The organism is Mesorhizobium sp. B2-3-12, assembly GCF_006442205.1.
Classification (GTDB): Bacteria; Pseudomonadota; Alphaproteobacteria; order Rhizobiales; family Rhizobiaceae; genus Mesorhizobium.
This window is the reverse complement of sequence record NZ_VFVR01000007.1, coordinates 348084-367922: the sequence shown is the minus strand read 5'-3', so window position 1 is coordinate 367922 and position 19839 is coordinate 348084. Positions and strand designations below refer to the sequence as shown.

24 protein-coding genes are annotated in these 19839 nt (G+C 58.1%); 12 read left to right on the top strand and 12 right to left on the bottom strand.

Annotated elements, in window-relative coordinates; translation table 11 throughout:
- Window positions 1–7 precede the first annotated feature (7 nt).
- Complete coding sequence (locus tag FJ948_RS21420; RefSeq protein ID WP_348643011.1) at window positions 8–133, top strand: DUF1810 family protein; 126 nt, start codon at window positions 8–10, stop codon at window positions 131–133.
- A gap of 189 nt (window positions 134–322) precedes the next feature.
- Here the strand turns inward: FJ948_RS21420 and FJ948_RS21415 are convergent, their stop codons facing one another.
- Both FJ948_RS21415 and FJ948_RS21410 read right to left on the bottom strand, forming a co-directional pair.
- Window positions 323–1978 carry a PAS domain-containing hybrid sensor histidine kinase/response regulator gene (locus tag FJ948_RS21415; protein WP_224541749.1) on the bottom strand — a complete coding sequence of 552 codons (1656 nt, stop codon included), beginning with the start codon at window positions 1976–1978 and terminating at the stop codon, window positions 323–325.
- 10 nt (window positions 1979–1988) lie between these two features.
- On the bottom strand, window positions 1989–2777 hold the full coding sequence (locus tag FJ948_RS21410; RefSeq protein ID WP_140707914.1) for an alpha/beta hydrolase: 789 nt from the start codon (window positions 2775–2777) through the stop codon (window positions 1989–1991).
- Between the two features lie 179 nt (window positions 2778–2956).
- On the opposite strand from FJ948_RS21410, the gene FJ948_RS21405 reads away from it, so the two are divergent.
- Both FJ948_RS21405 and FJ948_RS21400 read left to right on the top strand, forming a co-directional pair.
- Complete coding sequence (locus tag FJ948_RS21405; protein WP_140707844.1) at window positions 2957–3469, top strand: DUF892 family protein; 513 nt, start codon at window positions 2957–2959, stop codon at window positions 3467–3469.
- A 719-nt stretch (window positions 3470–4188) separates the two neighbouring features.
- Window positions 4189–4602 carry a VpsR-related response regulator gene (locus FJ948_RS21400; protein ID WP_140707842.1) on the top strand — a complete coding sequence of 138 codons (414 nt, stop codon included), beginning with the start codon at window positions 4189–4191 and terminating at the stop codon, window positions 4600–4602.
- A 210-nt stretch (window positions 4603–4812) separates the two neighbouring features.
- On the opposite strand, the gene FJ948_RS21395 is transcribed toward FJ948_RS21400, so the two are convergent.
- Entirely contained in the window at window positions 4813–6603 is a 1791-nt protein-coding gene (locus FJ948_RS21395) for a PAS domain S-box protein (RefSeq protein WP_140707840.1), read from the bottom strand.
- 541 nt (window positions 6604–7144) lie between these two features.
- Here FJ948_RS21395 and FJ948_RS21385 point away from each other — a divergent pair.
- From FJ948_RS21385 to FJ948_RS21380, 3 genes are all read left to right on the top strand, one after another.
- On the top strand, window positions 7145–7882 hold the full coding sequence (locus FJ948_RS21385) for a Crp/Fnr family transcriptional regulator (protein ID WP_140707838.1): 738 nt from the start codon (window positions 7145–7147) through the stop codon (window positions 7880–7882).
- A gap of 115 nt (window positions 7883–7997) precedes the next feature.
- Window positions 7998–8243 (top strand): hypothetical protein, encoded by a 246-nt coding sequence (locus tag FJ948_RS30340; protein WP_181173759.1) that lies wholly within the window; start codon window positions 7998–8000, stop codon window positions 8241–8243.
- Entirely contained in the window at window positions 8137–8541 is a 405-nt protein-coding gene (locus tag FJ948_RS21380; RefSeq protein WP_348643007.1) for a metalloregulator ArsR/SmtB family transcription factor, read from the top strand. The genes FJ948_RS30340 and FJ948_RS21380 overlap by 107 nt, the downstream gene beginning before the upstream one ends.
- Before the next feature lie 231 nt (window positions 8542–8772).
- On the opposite strand, the gene FJ948_RS21375 is transcribed toward FJ948_RS21380, so the two are convergent.
- Window positions 8773–9039: a hypothetical protein gene (locus tag FJ948_RS21375; RefSeq protein ID WP_140707836.1), complete on the bottom strand. Its 267-nt coding sequence runs from the start codon at window positions 9037–9039 to the stop codon at window positions 8773–8775.
- A 326-nt stretch (window positions 9040–9365) separates the two neighbouring features.
- Here FJ948_RS21375 and FJ948_RS21365 point away from each other — a divergent pair, with 326 nt between their 5' ends.
- The 4 genes from FJ948_RS21365 to FJ948_RS21345 all read left to right on the top strand — a co-directional run bounded on the left by FJ948_RS21365 (window position 9366) and on the right by FJ948_RS21345 (window position 11723).
- Entirely contained in the window at window positions 9366–10226 is an 861-nt protein-coding gene (locus FJ948_RS21365; protein ID WP_140707834.1) for an ATP-dependent DNA ligase, read from the top strand.
- Window positions 10227–10789: 563 nt separating this feature from the next.
- Entirely contained in the window at window positions 10790–11053 is a 264-nt protein-coding gene (locus FJ948_RS21355; protein WP_140707832.1) for a hypothetical protein, read from the top strand.
- 13 nt (window positions 11054–11066) lie between these two features.
- The gene (locus tag FJ948_RS21350; RefSeq protein ID WP_140707830.1) at window positions 11067–11285 is read left to right on the top strand and encodes a hypothetical protein; all 219 of its coding nucleotides are present in this window, start codon (window positions 11067–11069) and stop codon (window positions 11283–11285) included.
- A gap of 192 nt (window positions 11286–11477) precedes the next feature.
- Window positions 11478–11723 (top strand): hypothetical protein, encoded by a 246-nt coding sequence (locus tag FJ948_RS21345; RefSeq protein WP_140707828.1) that lies wholly within the window; start codon window positions 11478–11480, stop codon window positions 11721–11723.
- 78 nt (window positions 11724–11801) lie between these two features.
- Here FJ948_RS21345 and FJ948_RS21340 read toward each other — a convergent pair whose 3' ends face one another.
- The 4 genes from FJ948_RS21340 to FJ948_RS21325 form a co-directional block, all read right to left on the bottom strand.
- Complete coding sequence (locus FJ948_RS21340; RefSeq protein ID WP_224541747.1) at window positions 11802–12083, bottom strand: hypothetical protein; 282 nt, start codon at window positions 12081–12083, stop codon at window positions 11802–11804.
- 396 nt (window positions 12084–12479) lie between these two features.
- Complete coding sequence (locus tag FJ948_RS21335; protein ID WP_140707824.1) at window positions 12480–12905, bottom strand: hypothetical protein; 426 nt, start codon at window positions 12903–12905, stop codon at window positions 12480–12482.
- Entirely contained in the window at window positions 12880–13074 is a 195-nt protein-coding gene (locus FJ948_RS21330) for a hypothetical protein (protein ID WP_224541745.1), read from the bottom strand. Before FJ948_RS21330 ends, FJ948_RS21335 begins: the two co-directional genes overlap by 26 nt.
- 511 nt (window positions 13075–13585) lie before the next feature.
- The gene (locus FJ948_RS21325; RefSeq protein ID WP_140707822.1) at window positions 13586–13957 is read right to left on the bottom strand and encodes a hypothetical protein; all 372 of its coding nucleotides are present in this window, start codon (window positions 13955–13957) and stop codon (window positions 13586–13588) included.
- A 403-nt stretch (window positions 13958–14360) separates the two neighbouring features.
- Here FJ948_RS21325 and FJ948_RS21320 point away from each other — a divergent pair, with 403 nt between their 5' ends.
- A complete protein-coding gene (locus FJ948_RS21320; protein WP_140707820.1) occupies window positions 14361–14633 on the top strand; it encodes a hypothetical protein in 273 nt (90 codons plus the stop codon).
- Window positions 14634–15186: 553 nt separating this feature from the next.
- On the opposite strand, the gene FJ948_RS21315 is transcribed toward FJ948_RS21320, so the two are convergent.
- The 3 genes from FJ948_RS21315 to FJ948_RS21305 all read right to left on the bottom strand — a co-directional run bounded on the left by FJ948_RS21315 (window position 15187) and on the right by FJ948_RS21305 (window position 17266).
- A complete protein-coding gene (locus tag FJ948_RS21315) occupies window positions 15187–15927 on the bottom strand; it encodes a Crp/Fnr family transcriptional regulator (protein WP_140707818.1) in 741 nt (246 codons plus the stop codon).
- Window positions 15928–16046: 119 nt separating this feature from the next.
- Window positions 16047–16301: a hypothetical protein gene (locus FJ948_RS21310; protein ID WP_140707816.1), complete on the bottom strand. Its 255-nt coding sequence runs from the start codon at window positions 16299–16301 to the stop codon at window positions 16047–16049.
- Between the two features lie 389 nt (window positions 16302–16690).
- Window positions 16691–17266 carry a cysteine hydrolase family protein gene (locus tag FJ948_RS21305; protein WP_140707814.1) on the bottom strand — a complete coding sequence of 192 codons (576 nt, stop codon included), beginning with the start codon at window positions 17264–17266 and terminating at the stop codon, window positions 16691–16693.
- A 348-nt stretch (window positions 17267–17614) separates the two neighbouring features.
- Here FJ948_RS21305 and FJ948_RS21300 point away from each other — a divergent pair, with 348 nt between their 5' ends.
- The gene (locus FJ948_RS21300) at window positions 17615–18418 is read left to right on the top strand and encodes a DUF4239 domain-containing protein (protein ID WP_140707812.1); all 804 of its coding nucleotides are present in this window, start codon (window positions 17615–17617) and stop codon (window positions 18416–18418) included.
- Window positions 18419–18541: 123 nt separating this feature from the next.
- Here FJ948_RS21300 and FJ948_RS21295 read toward each other — a convergent pair whose 3' ends face one another.
- Window positions 18542–19693: a helix-turn-helix transcriptional regulator gene (locus tag FJ948_RS21295; RefSeq protein WP_181173751.1), complete on the bottom strand. Its 1152-nt coding sequence runs from the start codon at window positions 19691–19693 to the stop codon at window positions 18542–18544.
- Window positions 19694–19839 lie beyond the last annotated feature (146 nt).

Here is a 19839-nt window from a genome sequence, read left to right as displayed (position 1 = left end):
AGACGATTTGAAGTTCCGGTCATCGATGACGCTGTTTGGCGAAACCGCCGGCGTTGATGGCCCAATCTTCCACCAGGCGCTAGACCGGTTTTTCGAGGGCGAGCGTGACCCGCGTACGATGAGTCTGCTCTGAAACAGCTCGTATGCGACCTCACAACCTTGGCGCCTGCGGTATACGCTGCCCTTTAGCTCGACAATGGTTGCCGCACGACGTCCTTCTGTTTAAATCTTTCCTGTGGCGCTGATGGCGGCCACCCTAAACCCCTCAAGCCGACGCCCATTCGGCACGTCGGGTAAATGGGCTTGAAACCTCTTCTCCGGATTACTTGTCGAGCACCTGGCGAACCTTCTGAGACAATGCCTTCAACGTCGCAGGCTTTTGAAGGAGCTGGACATCTGGGTCCAGCACACCGTTATGCACGATGGCGTTGCGAGTATATCCTGTGGTGTAGATCACCTTGAGGTCGGTTCGCAGCTGAAGCGCCTCTTCGACCAGCTGTCGGCCGTTCATATCGGGCATGACAACGTCGGTTAGAAGCAGCTTCACTTCGGGGTGCTCATGGAGCATGCGCAGGCCCGATTGTCCGCCATCCGCCGACAAGACACCATAGCCGAGATCGCGCAGCATCTGACCCGTGAGTTCGCGCACATTGTAATCGTCTTCCACGACGAGGATGACTTCGTGCGCAGCGCCAGCCGGAGTGTCACCGGACAGCTTTCGCGCCGACGCCTCTCCGGTCCCGTAATAGCGAGGCAGATAGATCCTCACCGTCGTGCCATGGCCGATCTCGGAATAGATCTTCACATGGCCACTTGACTGCTTCACGAAGCCGAACACCTGGCTGAGGCCCAGCCCCGTTCCCTTGCCGACGCCCTTTGTTGTGTAGAAGGGGTCGAACGCCTTCGCGATCACCTCCGGGGTCATGCCTGTCCCGGTGTCGGTCACGGCTATCATCACATATTGACCAGGCGCAATGCCATGCTCGACCGCATAGGCGTCGTCGATCCCAGCATTTCCAGTTTCAATGGTGAGCCGGCCGCCACCTGCCATTGCGTCGCGCGCATTGACAGACAGATTGACGATAGCGTTTTCCAGCTGATTACGGTCAGCAACGGTTTTCCAAAGCCCACTCGCCAGCACTGTCTCCATGTGGATGGTCTCGCCCAGGGTGCTTCGCAAAAGCTCGGACATCTCCGCCACCATGCCATTCGAATTGACCGGCTCCGGATCAAGCGGCTGCTGCCGCGAAAAGGCAAGCAACCGCTGCGTCAACGCGGCTGCCTTGGTAGCGCCGTCCATGGACGCTTCGATCAACTTCCCGATATCGTCATTGCCCGGTGAGATCCGGCGCTGAATGAGATTGAGGCCGGCGATGATAACGGCAAGCATGTTGTTGAAGTCGTGCGCGATGCCACCCGTCAGTTGCCCCACCGCTTCCATTTTTTGAGACTGCCGCAGCGTCTCCTCGACCGCCATGCGCTGCGCGACCTCATCGGCAATGATCCGCTCTTGCTCGGCATTCAGCCGCCGAAGCGCTTCGTTTGCCTGCTCTGCCGAAGCCCTGGCGCTCAAGAGTTCCTGCTCGTAGCGCCGGCGATCCGTTGCGTCGAAGATGGTCAATCTGACGAATTGCGGCACGCCCTCAGCGTCTCGCCGCTCCTGTGCATTGACAAGCGCGGGCAGCCGGCTGCCATCAGCTTTCAGGAAGTCGAGCGCGACTTCCCTGAACTCGCCTTGCATGCGCAGCAAAGGAGCAAAATGCGTCTCGTAGTAGATCTTCCCTGCGATCGGCAGCAGATCGGGCAGACGTTTGCCGACAAGGTGGTGCCCCTGGATCCCGAGCCATTCACAGAAGGTCTGGTTCACCCGCTGGATCACGCCGTCGCGAGAGGCCGAGATATAGCCGCACGGAGCCGTCTCAAAGAGGTCTTTGAGTTCGGCCCATTCCAGCGCCCGCGCATCTTCGCCTGAGGCCACGATATGCCACTCAAACAAAGCTGTTGATAGCGGCGATCGTTTCGGCCGGCGCACTCAGATTGGGGCAATGCCCGGTTGCGCTGAGATTGACGATCCGGCTGTTTTCCAAGCGATGGTGCACGTATTGGCCAACCACCTGCGGCGCGATCACATCATCCGAGCACTGCAGGATTAGTGAAGGAACCGAGAAGCCGTCGAGGTCAGCGCGATTGTCGGATAGAAAGGTGGCTCGGGCAAACCTCTTGGCGATGTCCGGATCGGTCCTGCAAAAGCTGTTCGTAAGCTCTTTGGCGAGTTCAGGCCGATCGGGATTGCCCATGATGATTGGTGCCATCGCGGTCGACCAGCCCATGTGATTGCTGTCAAGGAATTCCAGCAGTTCCGAGATTTGAGCTTCCGTAAAGCCGCCGACGTAATCATCCGTATTGATGTAGCAGGGCGACGGCCCCACAAGCACAAGCTTGCCGAAAAGCTCGGGCGCTTTCCTTGCGGCGAGAATGCCGATCATGGCGCTTACCGAATGCCCAACGAAAATGCCGCCAGTCATACTAAGCTCGCGGCAGAGCGCGACGACATCATCTGCATAGCCATCCAGGGTCGAATATCGCTTCGGATCATAGGCAGTGAGATCCGAGCCGCCTGCTCCTATATGATCAAAGGTGACGACGCGAAACCGGTCCTCGAACGCGGGCGCAACAAAGCGCCACATGTTTTGATCGCATCCGAAGCCATGCGCGAAGACGATTGTTGGAGGGCCAGCGCCCGATATTTGGACATTGTGCATGGCTGCTCGGGACATCATTGCGACCTCGATTTGCCAAACCTCCTTGTCGAAATTCGGCGATCCGCGAATTTCGCATCTGCACATACCAGCCGCAAGCCCATTTGGCATGCTGGCCCAATCTTGATGGAACTGCATCGCCGCAACTTTGTTTCTCGTCCGCCCCGTTTGTGAGGCGCTCAAGAAGGGAGACAATCATGGCGACGACAAAAAAGGCCTCGACCAAAGGCCTGAACGAGCTCTTCATCGATACATTGAAAGACATTTATTTTGCCGAGAAAAAGATTCTGGCGACACTTCCCAAGATGGCGAAGGCGGCACAAAGCCCCGATCTCAAGGCAGCGTTCGAAAAGCACCGCGGCCAGACCCAGGAGCATGTCGCACGCCTGGAGAAGATATTCAGCGCGCTCGGCAAGAAACCACAGGGCAAGACGTGCGCGGCCATCATGGGCATCACGGAGGAAGGCTCCGAAATCATGGACGAGTATAAAGGCTCTCCGGCTCTCGATGCCGGTCTGCTGGCCGCAGCTCAGGCAGTCGAGCATTATGAGATCTCCCGCTATGGCACGATGCGCACCTGGGCCAGCGAACTCGGCATGGATGAAGCAGTAGAGCTTCTCGAGCTTACCCTCGGCGAGGAGAAGGACACCGACGAAGCCCTTACGCAGCTCGCCGAGTCGGCCGTCAACGTTGCCGCCGAGGCGGCATAGCGAAGATCCGACTGGTTTTGAAAGTTTCAGGCCCCGACCGCCGAGCGTCGGGGCCTTCGCTTTTGGAAAAGGAACTGGTGCGTGGATCCGAGATGAAGAGTTAGCGCACAGTCGAGTTCGAGGGGGTTCTAAGGGGAAGATACTCGAAGACGACGTATTTCAGCCCACGTCTCGAGTGGCGAAACACCACTTGAGGCCTGCGTAACTAGCCCATCGCAGCCGCCCCTCTGAGGAAAAGCCCTCGCGAACGCAGTTGTCCGTTGCCTCGCAGCTATTCGCAGCCCTAGGCTTCAGGAAGCGGCTGCTGATCCTGATTCATCTGATGGATAAGGAGAAATCGGTGTCGGAGTTACTCTCTCTGGCGGGTGGGCAGAGCGCGCTTTTACAGCATTTGAGCGGCATGGCCAAACTTGGAATTGTGCGATCCCGCACCCAAGGCAAACGGCGTTTCTATTCCTGTACCTCGGAGGAGGCGACGATGGTCGTTAGCCTCCTCAGCGACATCGCCGAGAATGACGACCTTCCGATAGGGAAGAGATCGGGGAAGGGATCGTCGTTTTGGCGCTCTGGCTGATCAATATTCGCCCTCGCGGGTACTTGATCGCATCGAACTGACTCGCTTAGGGTGACGGGATGGTACAAACCTTTACGGTCACCAGCATAAGGCAGGAGGCGCAGGTAAGCGATGTCAGAGCTTCCGCCTGATAGGGTGAGACGCCATGGCTGATATGATCGCGCTCCTTTTGGAAGACGAAGTTCTCATTGCTCTGGACGTCGAGCACCACTTGGCCGAAGCTGGGTTTGAAGTCGTGCATGTCACCTCGTGCGCAGAGGCCGAACGCTACCTTGGAGATCAAAACCCCGATGTGGCGGTGATCGACCTGAAGCTAAGGGACGGTGTTTGCCACAGCGTTGCGCATACTCTTGCGGACCGCTCGATCCCTTTCATCGTTCATTCAGGCAACAACGAATTCGACGACAATCCCGAGCATCAGATTTTCGCCAAAGGAAGCTGGGTCCCGAAACCATCTGAGATGGCTGACCTAGCGGCCACGGCGATGTCGCTTGTCCAGCAGCGCGACCTGAAACGCGTGCTCGATAGTCGCAGGCGGGAACGATTCCGGTCCACCTGAAGCGACCCCGGACAGCATCCTCCAAGGCCGGTGAAGGTCGCACGCGCGATTTAGCAGAGAGGAGCGAAACACTTCGGACGTCGCGGCGATGTCAGCATGCGTGGCGGAATAAGGCAGGCGGCCGCGTGTGGCCACTGCTCGCTCCTCGGTACACGGTTCTGCGCGAGGCTGACGAGAACTTGGCGTCCCGCAACTCTGAGTCGTCGTGCTTTAGGCCTCACTGGCTACTGTGGCCTCTACCCAGGCCACCGGCGCTTCCAAACTCCAAACGATGCCATGTTCGCCGTAGTCGAGGTTGCCTTTGCCTCCGAGCGCCTCGGGAGCAACCCGCTTCAGCACCACTGTTCCAAATCCACCCTGTCCGATGGTCTGAACTTTTGGACCATCTTTTTCAGCCCAGGTAAGCTGAAAGACCCCCTGAGTTCCCGAACCCGAAACGTTCCATCTGACCGAAATCGCCCCCTGATCTCCCAAAAGCGCGCCGTATTTGGCTGAATTGGTGGCGAGTTCGTGAAAAGCGATGCCAAGATATTGGACCGCATTGGGACTGAGGATAACGGCCGGGCCGGATAAGGAAATTCGGCCCTCGTCGCCGAATGGCTTGACCTGCGATAGCAGGAGTTCCAAAACGGTGACGCCCCTCCAGTCGCCCATAACGAGCAGATCGTGCGAGCGTGAGAGAGCCATGATCCGCTCACGAACCTGCCGCTCGAACGCTGCGGGGTTGTCGGCGCGCTTGTTTGTTTCTCTGATCATAGAGAGAATAACGGAATACTGGTTTTTAACCCGATGGTTGACCTCGCGCATGAGCATGCGGATGCGATGTTCGCTCTCCTTAGCCATCGAGATGTCTCGGGCGATCTTGGAGGCGCCGATGATCTGGCCGACGGCATTGCGCACAGGTGATATCGTCAGCGAGACTGGAACGAGGCTGCCATCCTTTCGCTGCCGCTCTGTTTCGAAGCTCTCAACTCGCTCACCGCGGCGGATGCGTTCAAGGATGCGCGGTTCCTCGTCCTGATGCTGAGCCGGGATGAGCATCGTGACAGACCGCCCGATGGCCTCCTCGGCAGTGTAGCCGAACAGACGTTCGGCGCCGTGATTCCAACTCGTGATATTCGTGTTCAGATCCTTGCTGACGATGGCATCGAACGAGGATTCCACAATGGCTGACAAATGATGGCGGACCTCCTCGGCCCGTTGGGCATCGGTTAGGTCAAGCAGCATATTGACCGCACCAACCAGATCGCCCGTCTCGTCTCGTATAGGAGTTGGATAAGGCTGAAATGGGAAGAAGGACCCGTCCGGACGTTGAGCTATGGCCTGCTGGTCGTAAACTGGCCGGTTCTCCTTGAGCGCAATCGCCATCGGGCATTCGTCATGCGGCAGTTCCTTGCCGTCGGGCGTGAACAGCTTGAATGTGACACACCATTTGTCCTTGCCGACCTCAGGGTCCCGGCCTGCGAGCGCCGCAGCAGCGCGGTTGTAATAGGTGATCGTGCCATGCGGGTCAGTGGTGTAAATGGCGACCGGAAGCGCATCCAGAATCTGATGGTAGGTACTGTCCTTGCGCCGCAACTCGCTACGAGTTCGCTCCAGGTCGGTTAAATCGACGGTGAAGCATCTCGTGTTGATCAGCTTTCCGTCGACGAAATGGCCACTCGATGTGATCTCTACGTGCTTGATCGACCCGTCGAAAGCCCTCAATCGCGCCGGATACCTCGTGATCTTTTCCCCACGGGTCAGGCGATCCAAAACATCCTCGATCACGTCCCGGTCAGGATGGAATTCGCCAATGTGGCGCCCCACATAATCCTCTGCCGGATAGCCAACCAAATCGAGTTCAGCTTTGTTGGCGTGCAGAATGACGCCCTCTGCGCTCACGAGATGAAGCGCAACAGCACCGTTCTCAAAGAAATCCCTGTAATCAAAGTCCCGGCCGGTCTCGGAATTGTCGATCTTATCGAACGCGATAACGTCTTCCAGCGACAGTTCGCTCATCCCCACCCCTTTTAAGTTCAACCCGCTTCAACGTAACACGGAAGAATTCGTTCCCTCCGCCTCTGCGCAACGGAGACATTGCGTGGAACGGCCGACACCCGTTGGGAGGCATCGGCTCAGTGATGGCAGGGTACGGGGGTCATCGAGGTTGGATTTCGCGGATCGCTATGTTGAAACCCGCAAAGACAAGGGGTCGGGCAGAAGCTTCTTACAGAGGCTGAAAGTCGTCTAGCAGCACTTGGCTGTAAGAAGGTGAATTTGCAAGTGGTCGAATCCAATGCTGGCGTAGCCGAGTTCTACGAACGATCAGGTTATCCGATCGAGCCGGGTTCAGCATGACTAAGCACCTTCCGCCTCTCTTTGGAGCGTCCGCAATCTGAGATTCAGCCATCGGCCTAGTGGCGAAATCCGTTGGCCGAGGTAGACCGGATGCCAATGAGTTAGCAGACGTCTCGCGCGTTGTAGCAGGCGCGCTCGCTAACGCCGGGAACATTAGAGCCTGGTCCGAGTTCGGCGTTTAAAAGCAACCCGGTCACAAAATTTGGCACATGTTCCTTCTCCGAATGTTCTAACCCGTAAGCTCCAGAACATCTCTGATCTCACTCAGTCGGATATCACCGTTTTAGAGAGCATCCAATTTCAGAAACGGGACTATCAGGCCAACCAGGACATCGTGCGCGAGGGAGATCGGCCCACCCATTCATTCGTGGTTTTGGACGGTCTGGTGGGCTCCACCAAGCTCACGGGCGAGGGCAAACGGCAGATCACGTCGTTCTTTGTTCCGGGAGACATTCCTGACCTCCACGGAATGCATCTCTCTATTTTGGATTGCGCGTTCTCACCCCTCACGCGCGTTACCGTGGGCCTCATGCGGCATGATGCGTTGCGAGCCATTTGCGACCAACATCCTTCCATAGCGACTGTGTTTTGGCGCTCGACCGTGATCGACGCCGCGATCTATCGAGAGTGGGTCACAAATGTTGGAAGGCGCGACGCCTATGCTCGCATGGCGCACATTCTATGCGAGCTCATCGTCCGCCTTCACTCCATGGGGCTCATCAAGGATCATGTGGCGGAGCTTCCCATCACGCAGGCAGAACTTGCCGACGCGTTGGGCTTATCGACCGTGCACGTGAACCGAATGCTTCAAGAACTACGAGGCGCCAGGTTGATCGTCACCAAGGGCTCGCGATTGCACGCTGTCGATTGGTCTGGTCTCGTACGAGCAGGAGATTTCGATACCGGCTATCTACACCAAAAAAACGCGAGAATGCTGTGAGAGGGGCTGGAGGGCGAGATATTCTTTGACACCGGAGACAGCCATGCGGTCATTAAAAGATGAGGTAGGCATCGACTCGACGGGCTCGAGGAGCACGTCGTGAGGCATCGGAGGCTTGATCGACTTGGTGAAAGAATCTCCGAAGGATCTCGACAGCCAGCAATTATTCATTCAGGTCCGGGACCAGAATGGCAAAAAGCTGCCGAGGCTGAGCGTATCTTTTCATATGCCGTGCAATCCATATCTGGGCCGCCATGTCGGGCAGCTTCATGCCATGCACCTTTGGGCGAGGGACCGGATGGACCAGATTGGCGCATATGGTTTCGAAAACATCCAAGGGCAGGTGCGTCGAAGCTTGTGAATTCCTTGAGGCAGTCGGCAACCCGACCAGACTATTGGTCTTGGCTCATTTGCTCGATGGGGAACAGTCAGTAAACGAACTGTTGGAGAAGGTAGGGAGCAACCACACTCAAGCGCCGCTCTCGCAAAATCTGGCCAAACTGCGTAGGGCCGGACTGGTGAACACCCGGCGGGAAAGCCAGTGGATATATTACTCCTGCGATTCGCCCGCCGTGCGCCAGTTGTTGGCCTTCTTGGAACACACCTTTGGCGATATCAGGCCGAAGGCATCGAGCCCGACCGCGCATGTTTCTCGATAGCGGACGATCTCGGGCGGGATCCTACGAAAAGCCAGAACTGAAGAAGCGCGAGCGGCTGGGTAACATAGCTGTCCAGGTGATCGCGATATCCGGCGGGGTCGAATGATTAGGAAGGCTTATAAGAAGCCCGAACTCACCAAGCGCGAGAAACTTTCGGGCGTGTTGAGGAATTCGATCGCATTCGCCGGCGTATTCGGCTCCAACGATTTTTTCTTCCTCTGGGATGACTTTTCACCGTGGAACTTCCCAGGGATCGGCGAGGTCAGATTGCCTCGTCCATTCTGGATCTGGATGCTCGTCAGGCACGGCCAGGCTGTACTCGTAAACGGCGGCTTGCTCTTCATCGACAACCCGGAACCAATGATCCTGTAGAGCCCTTGGCGATACCTTTTGACCACCAGCCGCGGCTTCTGCGGCTTTCATCGGATCGTCGACTACAACAACGGCAGATGACAAGACCGCGTCGCCTTCGATCTCTTCCACTTGGTACTTCGTCATCGGTAGTCTCAGCCGCGTTTGAGGTTTTTCGCCTCGCGTTCCAGCGTGGCGCGGTCATTGCCGTGTTGCTTTATCAGGTCGCGCACCTGTTGGGCCGTGATTCCCGTCTTCTCGTCGAAATAACGAATCTCTATTCTTCCTCTACGGAGACGCGGTTTCGATCTCGAGAGTCTCGCTTGCTCTTGTCATCCGCCATCATTGTTCCTCCACTCCGATGGATGCCAACGTAGTTCCGCGAGCTTTGTTGCATCGCGCTAACGGTTTGCGGGTTCGGAACTATTTTAGCTAAAGCTGATTGAACCGCATATCCGTCGTGAGTTCGGTGCATGCGTCTGAAGTTCATCAAGCCCATGGAGCCTGAGCTCGTCGATACACCGCCTCAGGGCGACGAGTGGATCCATGAATTCAAGTTCGACGGCTACCGCACCCAGCTCATCAAGGACGAAGACGGAATTCGGCTGTTTACAAAGAACGGTTACGACTGGACGGGTCGTTATGTTCAACTTGCCGGCGAAGCCACGGCGATCGAGGCGGCAAGCTTCATCATCGATGGCGAGGCGATTACGATCAACGAGGCGGGCCTGACAGACGTCCACGTGCTGCAATCCGCCGTCACCAGCCGCAAACCCTCGCGCGACCTCTATCTGGTCGCGTTCGACTTGCTGCACCTCAACGGCCACGATCTGCGCAATATGCCGATAGAAGATCGTCGTGAGATCCTGCAGGCGTTGCTTCCGACCGGCCATATCCAGTTCAGCGAAGCGATGCCGGGCGCTGGCGCCGCTGTCTATCACATGGTGGACCAGGCCGGCCTTGAAGGCATGGTGTCGAAGCGCAAGGGCGGCGTCTATCGCAGCGGCCCGACGATGAACTGGCGCAAGATCAAGTGCTATGCCGAAAAGGAGATGGATATCATCGGCGTCCAGCGCGAGGCGGGCAAACCTGCCATGGTGCTGATGGCCGACAAGGGCCGCTATGCCGGCGGCGCCTTCGTCACGTTCAAGGCCGACAAGCGCCAGCGTCTGTGGGACCGGGTTAAGGGGAAGGTAGGAGGGCCGGTGCCGAAAGGGATAAAGAGCGACAAGGCCGAATGGCTAAAGCCCGGTCTTGTCGGGCTTGTGAAGTTCCTGAAGGGAGAAGAAAAGCTGCGCCATGCGAAGCTGCTGGATTTTCGCGAGAAATCTTGAACCTGGGCCGGTCAAGACTCTCACGGTTCCGTTCCTATTCTTCGCAGATTGTGCGGCCGTTTCTTCGTTAAAAGGACCACCCCGGCTTCGCCGGTTCAAATTCGCGCATCCGCTTCTTGTTCGCGAAGAGCTGTCGACCAGCATGGCCGGTTTGTTCTCGGCGCGCTGGGATATTGTGCCTGATTGGGCTCGCGATGGAGTAGAATGATCGTAAGCCTGCTGCGGCCATCAGGTCCAGGCGATTGCATAATTGACAGCCCCAATCGCGACTTAGCTAATGTCCGTCCGAACGCGTACAAATAGCCTCCCCTGAAGCGAAGGCCCCACGAGATTTCGGCAGACGGCCACGTCGAACCCGAGCAGCTAACTATGCTGGCGGACATCCTGGCCAATCGATCGGGCATTCCGGCGGGAAGCCCAGAGTGCGAGACCCTGGCTAGGAGCATTCTCACCCTGTTCACTGGAGGTATGACCGCCATTGACGATCTAAAGCCGGCGTTAACCGGAACCCGCGACACAGCTTAGGGTCAGGAACAAAGATCGCGCTGCTCTGTTCGGCACTGATGGCGCTCTACTATTTTGATCTAACCGACAACGGAACCGCATACCCGGACACTGAAGGAACCGACCTTCCGAGCCTGCAATCGGCTGAAGACGAGGCGGCAAAGGCGCTCCTAGAAATAGCAAAGGACAAGATGCCGGACGGCACCTTCCGCGAGGTGGCACTGTATGTGCATGACGGTTCGAGCAAACCCATTTTTGTGGTAAAGGTCACGTTCGAACTCATCCGCAACGGGTCTGATGCCCGTGGAACCGTGGGAACCTGACGACTTCCGAACCGTGAGTGCGCGCCTCTACCAGCAACGGGCGCGGGCATATGTCGAGGACCTGCGTGCAGGGACCGAAAAGACGCGCCGGGTAATCGAGGATTCCCGCAAGCTGCTAGATCGGCTTGCCGCCAAGTCAGGCGCTATCCTGTACGTGGTTCCGTTCCGCAATGTCATGGCTCATGTTCAGCCCGGTGTAGAGAAGGCTATTTCGACACTGAACAAATCCTGACCGCCATTCCAAGCGCGGCGAGATCACGATCATCGACCGGAATGATCCAACTCACGCATGGCGCAGATGGGAAGGAGGAGCAACCTCAGTTCGACATCACCACCGGATGATTGTTCGGAATGGGACATGCCCTTGAAGGCTGTCTAATGTTGGCGCTAAATCATTTTGGTCTGCGTTCAGGGAGGAATTCTCGTGACCGACGCTTTTCATTCCATCACGGTTGAACGAGCCGCAGAGGCCTATGTTATTTCCAGAGGCAAAGCTCGGTTCCTGTCCATTGCACAGGCAATTCGCGCCATCCGAACACTCATGCCGACCTGTAGGGCCTCTGACCGCCAATTGGAGGAAATGTTGGCGGCGGCATCCATCGTTCACGGTGTGGCTGTGGCGTTCGATAAAACGACGGCCGACGGCGTAGCGCCACAGCTCCATTCCTAGCTGGTCGGTGCTTGCGTCCGCTCAGAAGGTTCAAATGGGCAAGTCGGTCGGCCTGCGCTAGAAACCAGGGCCAACAGGTCAAGACATGCAGTCCGGCGCAAGCAGCAGCATGCCGTATTTTGCCCAAAGCTGCTCGCAGTGCTGCACCCTCAAGCTTGGGCGCTCCCGCGGCCCAAAGAAGATCATCGCGGCGCGAACGTCGTAGCCCAACACGGACGCATTTGCGATGAACTGGACTGCCTCCCCTAAACTGCGAAGCTCAAGGGCAGCTTCTTTCTTGTTCACGGCGTCGAATACACCGAGCACCTGCACTTCGTCCTCGCGTGAAGCCAATACAGCAGCCATGGCCTCGTCACTCATCATCCCCATTACTGGACACGCAATTGCTGCTCAAGAACGCCGACGGTAGCACTTGCGTTGATGCTCGATTGGACCTGGCAACGGCTTCTTCGTTCGTCCTCGTTTGCTCTGGTGGCGAGCCAAATAGCGGCAGACTTTGTGAGACCCGTGAGGCACTCACCTGCAAACTCCGCCGGCTCGTCGGTCGCGGCGTCGAACACCGCCCACGTTTCGCACGGTTCCTGAATGAACAAGAATCTCACATTAGGCTCCGCTAAACTTTGCCCCAAACATAAGCGGAGGCAAATTGTTCCGGCGGAGCGTGTTCTTGAAGTTAGACATCTGTCGACCAATGCAGCACAGCCCGGGGTCGCCCGGCCCGGCAAACGCCGGGGCGGGCTAGAGCCGGTACCAGGGTCATGCCGCTTGGGCCGTGCATGAGTTCGCAGGAACGCCAAGCGCTGCCAGCGCGATCTCAATTTCGGCGTCATTGACATGGGCCGTCACCAAAACGATCCCTTCGACCGGATCCACATCCACGAGCCTCCCCGCGGCAGCTGCCACGGATCCGATCAGCCCGCCAGCAACGCTGGCGCAAGCGAGCGCCGCCAGTGCTGTCGGCGAGAGCCCCGCGCCGTAAGGGTTGATCAAAAACGCCACAAGAGCACTCCCGCTGAAAATCGCGGTAAGAATTGCAGCCGGAGCGATCCCCAAACCAGCCACCTCGTCGCGGTAAGGTCCGATAACGGCGATCCGCACGCGGGCAATTCCCGCTGCCACTAGGTCGCCTGCGGCTTTGGCTGCTTCGGCCCGGGAGTCAAAAAGTCTGCTGAGTGTCGGCATGGTCGGCGACGTTGCCCGGCGATAGATCGTTGACGAAGGAGGCCGCGATAAGTTCGTCACCATCGATCCGAGCCAGTCCATCCCTATGATCGCGACGACTTTCTCGACAAGTCATCAATTTGCCTTGGGCGATCTTGGCCGCCTGCATTCTGGCTCGAAGGCTGGCCATACGCATCCCCAAGGCAAGGGATGTGACAGTTCCATTTAGCATTGTTCGATAATCCTTTGATTGATGCCAGTGTGGGAGGGCGAAGTTGTGATCTGAAGCCCCCTGGCCTAAGAGCACCATGCGGGAATCCAGGCTGAGCGCTGCCGCGCCTCTTCAAGTGCTGACGGCTGCTCATGCTTGTGCGAAGGGTCTGAATTGTGAGGATAGGTGATCCGAACTGGCGTTGGCACGGCTCGCACCGATGCGAGGCGACGACCTGAAACCAGCTGCCTGCTCTCTTCAAGGCGAAACCGCAATGGGGACATTCAAGCGTCGTCTTGCACATCAGCAATCGTCGGGAGAGTGCCATCTCCCATCAGCGTCACACATGATAAAGTTCCGGCTCGCGGCCCGAAACGTCACGCAAATCGAATGTTCCGGATGCAGGGCTTCGGTCGGAAGCAACCGGACCAAAATCCGATCAACGAAGCGGCAGCCTCAAGCCTGAGGTCCTTCCCATACATCCCATGATCTAATCGGAGGCGTTTTCATCGCTCAACGCTAAAGAAACAGCGTTCTCTATGCTCCGCCTCTCATGCCGGCCTCTCGCAAGCAGCTCCCTTGAACGCCGTAAATTACGACTTTGCCTGCCGAAGTGAGCACCGCCATCATGCGTGACGGGAAGCTCCCTTTCGGACGCGTTGTCTATGCAAGTCCGGCAGCTCTCAAGCAGAACTCGAACCATGGTCTCGTCTGCCCCGGTGCCGGAGAAAATTCTCACGAGATTGCGAGCTTGTTGATCCCACTCGGATTCGGGAACGGCGCCCTCAACGACTATGGCTTTGAGCGCATTTTTGATCACATCAAAATCAAAGGCGGAAATCACCGGCCGATCACGGGTCATTGGCTTCTCCCTCGGGATCCGACGTACAGCCAACGAGTCGGTTGGAAGCACCAATGTCACCTTCCCACACGTCAACCCTCCGGGCATTAACCTGCGTTAACGCAACTGGGTGCTCCGTCACTTTCTGCTCGCCACCAGGCGTGGCGAATTCGAAACATAGCTACGGTTGGACCTGCCCGAAGAGTGAGGCGACCGACGCCGGTTCGGGGGCGGCGGGGCAACGCCGGTCGCATCAAGGATAGGGACCATGGGTTCAGCAAACTACGTTGCGATTGGTCCTTCCAGAAGGAGAAGCGATTCGTGCGGCAATAGCAATTGTCCTCTCCGGGCTTAAATCTTTGAGGTCGATGCGACTGTCCGCCGGAAGGAAAAGTCCACGACCCCGATTGCACCGGAACCGGCAATGACACTGCGGATCAGCCGAGGCATTGCCGGACAAGCCTTCGAAAGCCTTGCCCGCCTTGCCATTTTGTACCTGGATCGAGCTCTGACTTCGTCCTCCGCTTTCTTGCGCGATGTCTCTGCGGCGTCGATCAGCGTTACTGGCAGGCAGTTGTCGTTCAAACCTTGGGTCGCGGCCATGTACGTCTCCCTTGCGGAGCCGAACTTGGACTTGGCGGGAGTGTTCCCCTGCAGCATCATGCTGCACATGCTCTCAATTGCGGAGGTACCCTGATCGACGGCTTGCCTGGTCCGTTGTGAGCTTTTTCTGCGGATTGGGAACCTGTTTTTCTCAGGCAGGTTCGAATGGCGGCAGCTCCCGTGCTGCTGGTCAGGTCCCCCAAGACCCGGCCGGGCCCGCTTCTCTCGCCAGTGAGGCGGGCCCACTGCGATCGAAACTGCGGCGGCTTGGCTTGGAACCTAAATGACCGTTGCTGGTTGGGCGCTTCGTGGCGCCTGCTCTCGATGGCTCGCCGCTGGTTGAGGTGCGGATCTCAACCGCCCGCGCTTCTGCCGAGGGGCGCGGGCAAACCATTTAGGGGCCGATATTCCACGCAAGGTCGACAAGCTAAGGCACGAACGGACCGACCGCGAATCTCGCGTCGTCATTCGAGGCGGAGCGCAAAGCCCGTGAAGCAAAGACGGCTCGGTTGAAAGCCGGTCGGCTGGGGCAGCCTTCGAAAGGCGAAACGACTGGTGGCGGCGGACCCCGCGCTGCATTCCTTCCCCGCCTTGTCAGCCGTTTGAGATTGTGGACGACGCCGGCGTTGTGATGGCGATCGTGGCGTTCACTCAGGCTGCGAACTATAGCGATAGTTCATCTTGCCTATGAGGCGTTCGTATTCATCCTCAGCCGGGCTGTAGGTCCCGTCGGCGACCCGTACTAAGCCATTGCGGTCTCGGATGACGATTTCACCACGGGTTGCCCGTATCAGCCCCTTACCCTCCAATTCCTGGATAGCAACGGTAACGCCCGGCCGACGAACGCCCAGCATTACCGCCATGAATTCGTGGGTAATGTAAAAATGGTCGTTAGGAGCGCGGTCGTGACACATGAGCAGCCAGCGCGCCAAGCGCTCGTTCAATTTCGAGCGAGCATTGACCAGCGCCGTGAAGCCCGTCTGAATAAAGAGGGTCGCCACGTAGCGCAGCAGAAAAGTCTTGAGGCTTGCGCTCGCGGCCAGAGCCTCCACCAGGGCTGCGGCCGGGACACGGAACCCGCTCCCCGCTAACTGCATGTAGGTGTCATGCACACAGTGGTCATCTCCGAGTATCAGCATAACACCGGTCATGCCTTCGGAACCGATCAAGCCGATTTCCGTGTCGCCGCCCTTCGGAATTGTGGCAACGATCGAGGCGATCCCCTCCTCAATGAAATAGACGTTCTCGATAATGGAGTTGGCAGTTTCAAGCGGCGTGCGCAGCGGCAACGCGACGTGCTCCAGGTATGGGTCGATCAGCGCCAAATCCGGGGCACTCAGGCGCTGCAACAATTGGTTCTGATAGTGACGTGGGACCGAATCAGACATTGCTCTTCCCCAAGCAGGGCAAGAGCTTGCCAATCTCCCAGCCGTTCGCGCCCGTATAAACGTGCAAACGATGAATCGACATTAGGCCCTTTCCGCCGCAAGGGCCAATCAATTAACTATCAAGGCTGCGTGCCGACCTTTTGCGCCGCTTCCGAAAAGGGAAAGCGTAGGACCAGAGCGTTGTTTTCATCGACGATCTCGAAGGCAGCCTTGGTCAGCACCGATTTGCCGCGCAGGAGTTCCTCGGCAAGGATTTCCTTCGCGGCAGCCATTGCATCTTGCTCGACGCTGGCCAGATCGGCAAACTCCTGCCCCTCAGGATCTTCTTTCAGATCGCCCTGCTGGTTACGGACATGAAAAAAATATCTCGGCATGCTGACTCCGCTCGATTGGACTATTTAACCGCGGGGTGAGCGATGGAAAGCGTCGGAAACGTACCAACTGAGGATAGGTAATGTTTCGGGCAATGGGCCTGCCCGCCGCCGCGCGCTGTCTGCGGTAGAGGACCAGCACACGGAGCGAAGGCGACCGTAGAACAAGCAGGAGCGCACAGCCAGCTGTGGCGTAACGTATATCCACCAGACGACGCGTATGTCCTCTAGAAGCAGAGTTCCCTTGCCAGCTCGACGAATGCTTCGTACGGCGTGGATCGCGTCACCTGGGCAATAAATGCAGAGTTCCGTCGGAACGCGGCATCCTCCTCCAAAACGCCAATCAACCGCCCTGCCTCAACCCCTTCGGCCCCTCGTCCGAACGGCTCGAACTACACCAGCGCAACATCCTCGAACCGGACCTCATCGGCAGGCAGCAGGTCTACTTTCCTTAGGCCTGCGTCGAACCCCGAAAGAAGGCGATTATGGTGATCGACAATCTGCTCGGCCAAGAGGGATCCGAAATCCGCTGTAGCGTGGCCATCTCGCACAAGCGTCACATCGAATCCCTCCGAGACGGCGCGGCGCGTAGTGGTGTCAACACAGAATTGCGTCATGCAGCCACCGATAACCAGTCGATCAACGTCGAGCTTCCGAAGCCGGAAAGCTAAATCGGTGTCGTGGAAGGCGTCACAGCTCCGCTTGTGAATGAGAACGGTGTCGGGGTTGGCGGACACCTCTTCGCGCAGCTGCCAGCCCCGCGACCCAACTTCAAGTCGGTGCCCTGCGTCGCCGTCGTGCTGAACGATGATGACGGGTACGCCGGCCGCCTCCGCCGCGAGTTTCAACCGGCCGAGCCGGGCCGCAACGGCTTCGAATTCGCGGTCGATAGCGACTTGCCGACCGGCATCGATCAGACCGGCGAGGATCCCCTGTTGCACATCGATGATCAAGAGTGCTGTAGTCATTAAACATCGCCCCAAGAGCCAGTTTGAAGAGGGTACCTCACCGAGATAACGCCGACTAGAGAGGTGGTCCACCCGATAGCGGCAAGAGACTGACGTCGAGTATAGTGGAACCGCGCCTTCGATCTCGAGACCTGACCGTGACCAGCACGCTGTCCAATGCCGGCAAACCGAGCATGGCACCGGCCGGCATACCCTGACGGCTTCGCCCCCGCATAGCTGAGCGATAAGAACTTCAGGGAGCCCGGCCTGCGTTTCACCTTTGGTTCCGTGGCAGGACTAGAGTTAAGCTGGCAAAGATCAAGCTACCATGATCGGGGGCAGGATCGGACAGTGGATGGAGGGCGGCACGTGATCGAGGTCATGTCAGCAATAGTAGTCTTTCTGCTGCTATGCGTTGGAGCAGGCTTAGGCATCCTTATTCGGGGCTGGCTTCCCGCGCAGCACCAGACTCCCGAAGCTACGCTGCTGATGCAGTTGACCGTCGGTTTGCTTGCAACCTTTGCGGCCGTCGTTCTGGGTCTTCTCACCGCGTCGGTGAAGCAGGCCTACGACAATTCGGCTCTCGACCGGCAGCAGTATGCGCTTCAGCTTGACCTGATGGATGCGTGCCTGCATGACTACGGGTCTGACGCGGCCCGAATTCGCGTCGAGGTCGAAGGTTACACCGCTGCCGTCATAGCGAGCACGTGGCCGAACGAAGCTCGGCCCACGGGTGTTGCCTACCCCGATACTTCGCGTATGCCTGTTGTGGGTGCCTCGCCCGGACTTGAAGAGCTGATGAACAAGATCGGTCTCGAGGTAAACGAACTAACGCCGGCCGATCCGCAACACACGGCGATCGCTGCGATGTGCCGTGCCCGATATGATAGCGTCTCTACGGCTCGCCTCGGCGTGATCGAGGCCGCGCGAAGTGAATTGCTGCAGCCCTTCTACGGAGTTCTGATCGTGTGGCTCATGATCATTTTCGCGTGCCACGGTCTCATCGCCCCACGGACGAAACTGACGTTGACCCTCATGCTTTTTAGCGCGATCTCACTCAGCAGCGTAATGTTCGTTATCGCAGACCTCAGTCAGCCCTATGGCGGATTTTTCAGCATATCCAGCGGGAGCATGCGTAGCGCTTTGGAGGCGATGCTGGCGCGGACCAGTTAGGAACCTCTCCGTCGGCAACAGCCATGCGGCGGGTCTGGCCAACTCGCTAGGGAGAGGGTTTTCGTCCCAATCAGGACCGACCCACATGTTAAGCTTGGGGGCACAGCAGCAAGACGCATGGAGCTAACTGTGCTTTACGGCAGGCCTCAGGGAAGCCGCCAGGCGCACCAGGTCCACCCGACGCTGCTGGCCGGTCTTTTCAAGCAAGTGCCGCGTGTGGGATTTCAGCGTGTTCGGTGAGATCGAGAGGGTCCGGGCGATCTCTTGGCTATCTCGGCCATTGATCGTGAGCTCGAAGATTCGCGTCTCTGCCGGCGACAGGTTGTAGAGCATGGCCGCAGCATCCAGAACGTATTTCGGGTCATCGCCCCGCTCGGCGACGAACACCGCCGCGACTGCTTCGCCAGGAACTCCGGAGCGCACGCAGCGACCGTTCAACGGAAGCACGTGCACCACGAACGGCTCGCTGTCCGTTCGCGTGCCGGGGATCGCGATGCCGCGCCGCCCGAGCGGGCCGTCACCCTCCGCGGCGGCGAGGATGGCCGCGGCGAGCCCGCCGGGCATGATCTCGCCTTTGATGTCCAGGCGGCCCATGCGATCGACAAGGGGATTCCCATTCGCCATCGCCTCGCGAGCGGCAGCGTTGGCGTGTATGATGTTTGCGCGACCATCGACAATGACCACGCTCGATCGCACCGCGTTGACGACCGCCTCGAACATCGTGCGCTGCTTGCGTTCCTCATCGAGGATACCTGTGATCAATGCAGCACGCCGAAGATGCGGGGCGATGATGCGCAGCCCCACGAGTACGTCTTCGGTGATGGGTCCCTCGTCCCGATGCCGACCCAAGCCGACGTTGCCAATCCGGAAGCGGTCTCGGGTCAAAAAAATGCCGATGCTGTCAATCAATCCCTCTGGCTCGGCGAGGTCGATGAAATACTTGTTGGACTCCAGCGCCTGCTGATTGGTCACGCTCAGGGTGGTAATTGGCTCCTCGAGCGGCATGCGTCCAACGCTCTCTGGACCTCCCAGCAAGTTGACGAGTTCCGCGTTGTATTCCGGCTTGGCCATCGCGGCGGCCCAATGGTCCGGGATATTGACCAGCACAGAAAGCGACGCCGTTTGCGCCCGTATGTCGTTCAGGGCCATCATGACGTTGTGCAGGCGAAAGTGCCTCCGTATCCCGTCCAGCGCGTCGTGCCATTTCTCAGGCTCGATAACGGCATCGTAGATTGCGCCGATCAGCTGAATCAACGTGACATCTATATTGTCCATGGTCATCCGCCCTGAGAACCAGAACAGACAATAGATCGGCGGGGCTAAGACTGCCAATAGACAATGGGGAAGTCTCGCCGGTCCATCAGGTGTGACGGCTGGTTTCCGCACGGGATTCGGGCGATCGGGCCGGCGCGGCGATAAGC

Bases quoted from the DNA above. Each gene is read 5' to 3' on its own strand.
- FJ948_RS21340 (WP_224541747.1), bottom strand. From the start codon at position 12,083: ATGAGTGACGAGGCCATGGCTGCTGTATTGGCTTCACGCGAGGACGAA.
- FJ948_RS21400 (WP_140707842.1), top strand. From the start codon at position 4,189: ATGGCTGATATGATCGCGCTCCTTTTGGAAGACGAAGTTCTCATTGCT.
- FJ948_RS21320 (WP_140707820.1), top strand. From the start codon at position 14,361: ATGACACTGCGGATCAGCCGAGGCATTGCCGGACAAGCCTTCGAAAGC.
- FJ948_RS21305 (WP_140707814.1), bottom strand. From the start codon at position 17,266: ATGACTACAGCACTCTTGATCATCGATGTGCAACAGGGGATCCTCGCC.
- FJ948_RS21355 (WP_140707832.1), top strand. From the start codon at position 10,790: ATGGCGCTCTACTATTTTGATCTAACCGACAACGGAACCGCATACCCG.
- FJ948_RS21395 (WP_140707840.1), bottom strand. From the start codon at position 6,603: ATGAGCGAACTGTCGCTGGAAGACGTTATCGCGTTCGATAAGATCGAC.
- FJ948_RS21310 (WP_140707816.1), bottom strand. From the start codon at position 16,301: ATGCCGAGATATTTTTTTCATGTCCGTAACCAGCAGGGCGATCTGAAA.
- FJ948_RS21410 (WP_140707914.1), bottom strand. From the start codon at position 2,777: ATGTCCCGAGCAGCCATGCACAATGTCCAAATATCGGGCGCTGGCCCT.
- FJ948_RS21380 (WP_348643007.1), top strand. From the start codon at position 8,137: ATGTCGGGCAGCTTCATGCCATGCACCTTTGGGCGAGGGACCGGATGG.
- FJ948_RS21365 (WP_140707834.1), top strand. From the start codon at position 9,366: ATGCGTCTGAAGTTCATCAAGCCCATGGAGCCTGAGCTCGTCGATACA.
- FJ948_RS21335 (WP_140707824.1), bottom strand. From the start codon at position 12,905: ATGCCGACACTCAGCAGACTTTTTGACTCCCGGGCCGAAGCAGCCAAA.
- FJ948_RS21375 (WP_140707836.1), bottom strand. From the start codon at position 9,039: ATGACGAAGTACCAAGTGGAAGAGATCGAAGGCGACGCGGTCTTGTCA.
- FJ948_RS21330 (WP_224541745.1), bottom strand. From the start codon at position 13,074: ATGGCCAGCCTTCGAGCCAGAATGCAGGCGGCCAAGATCGCCCAAGGC.
- FJ948_RS21405 (WP_140707844.1), top strand. From the start codon at position 2,957: ATGGCGACGACAAAAAAGGCCTCGACCAAAGGCCTGAACGAGCTCTTC.
- FJ948_RS21325 (WP_140707822.1), bottom strand. From the start codon at position 13,957: ATGACCCGTGATCGGCCGGTGATTTCCGCCTTTGATTTTGATGTGATC.
- FJ948_RS21295 (WP_181173751.1), bottom strand. From the start codon at position 19,693: ATGGACAATATAGATGTCACGTTGATTCAGCTGATCGGCGCAATCTAC.
- FJ948_RS21315 (WP_140707818.1), bottom strand. From the start codon at position 15,927: ATGTCTGATTCGGTCCCACGTCACTATCAGAACCAATTGTTGCAGCGC.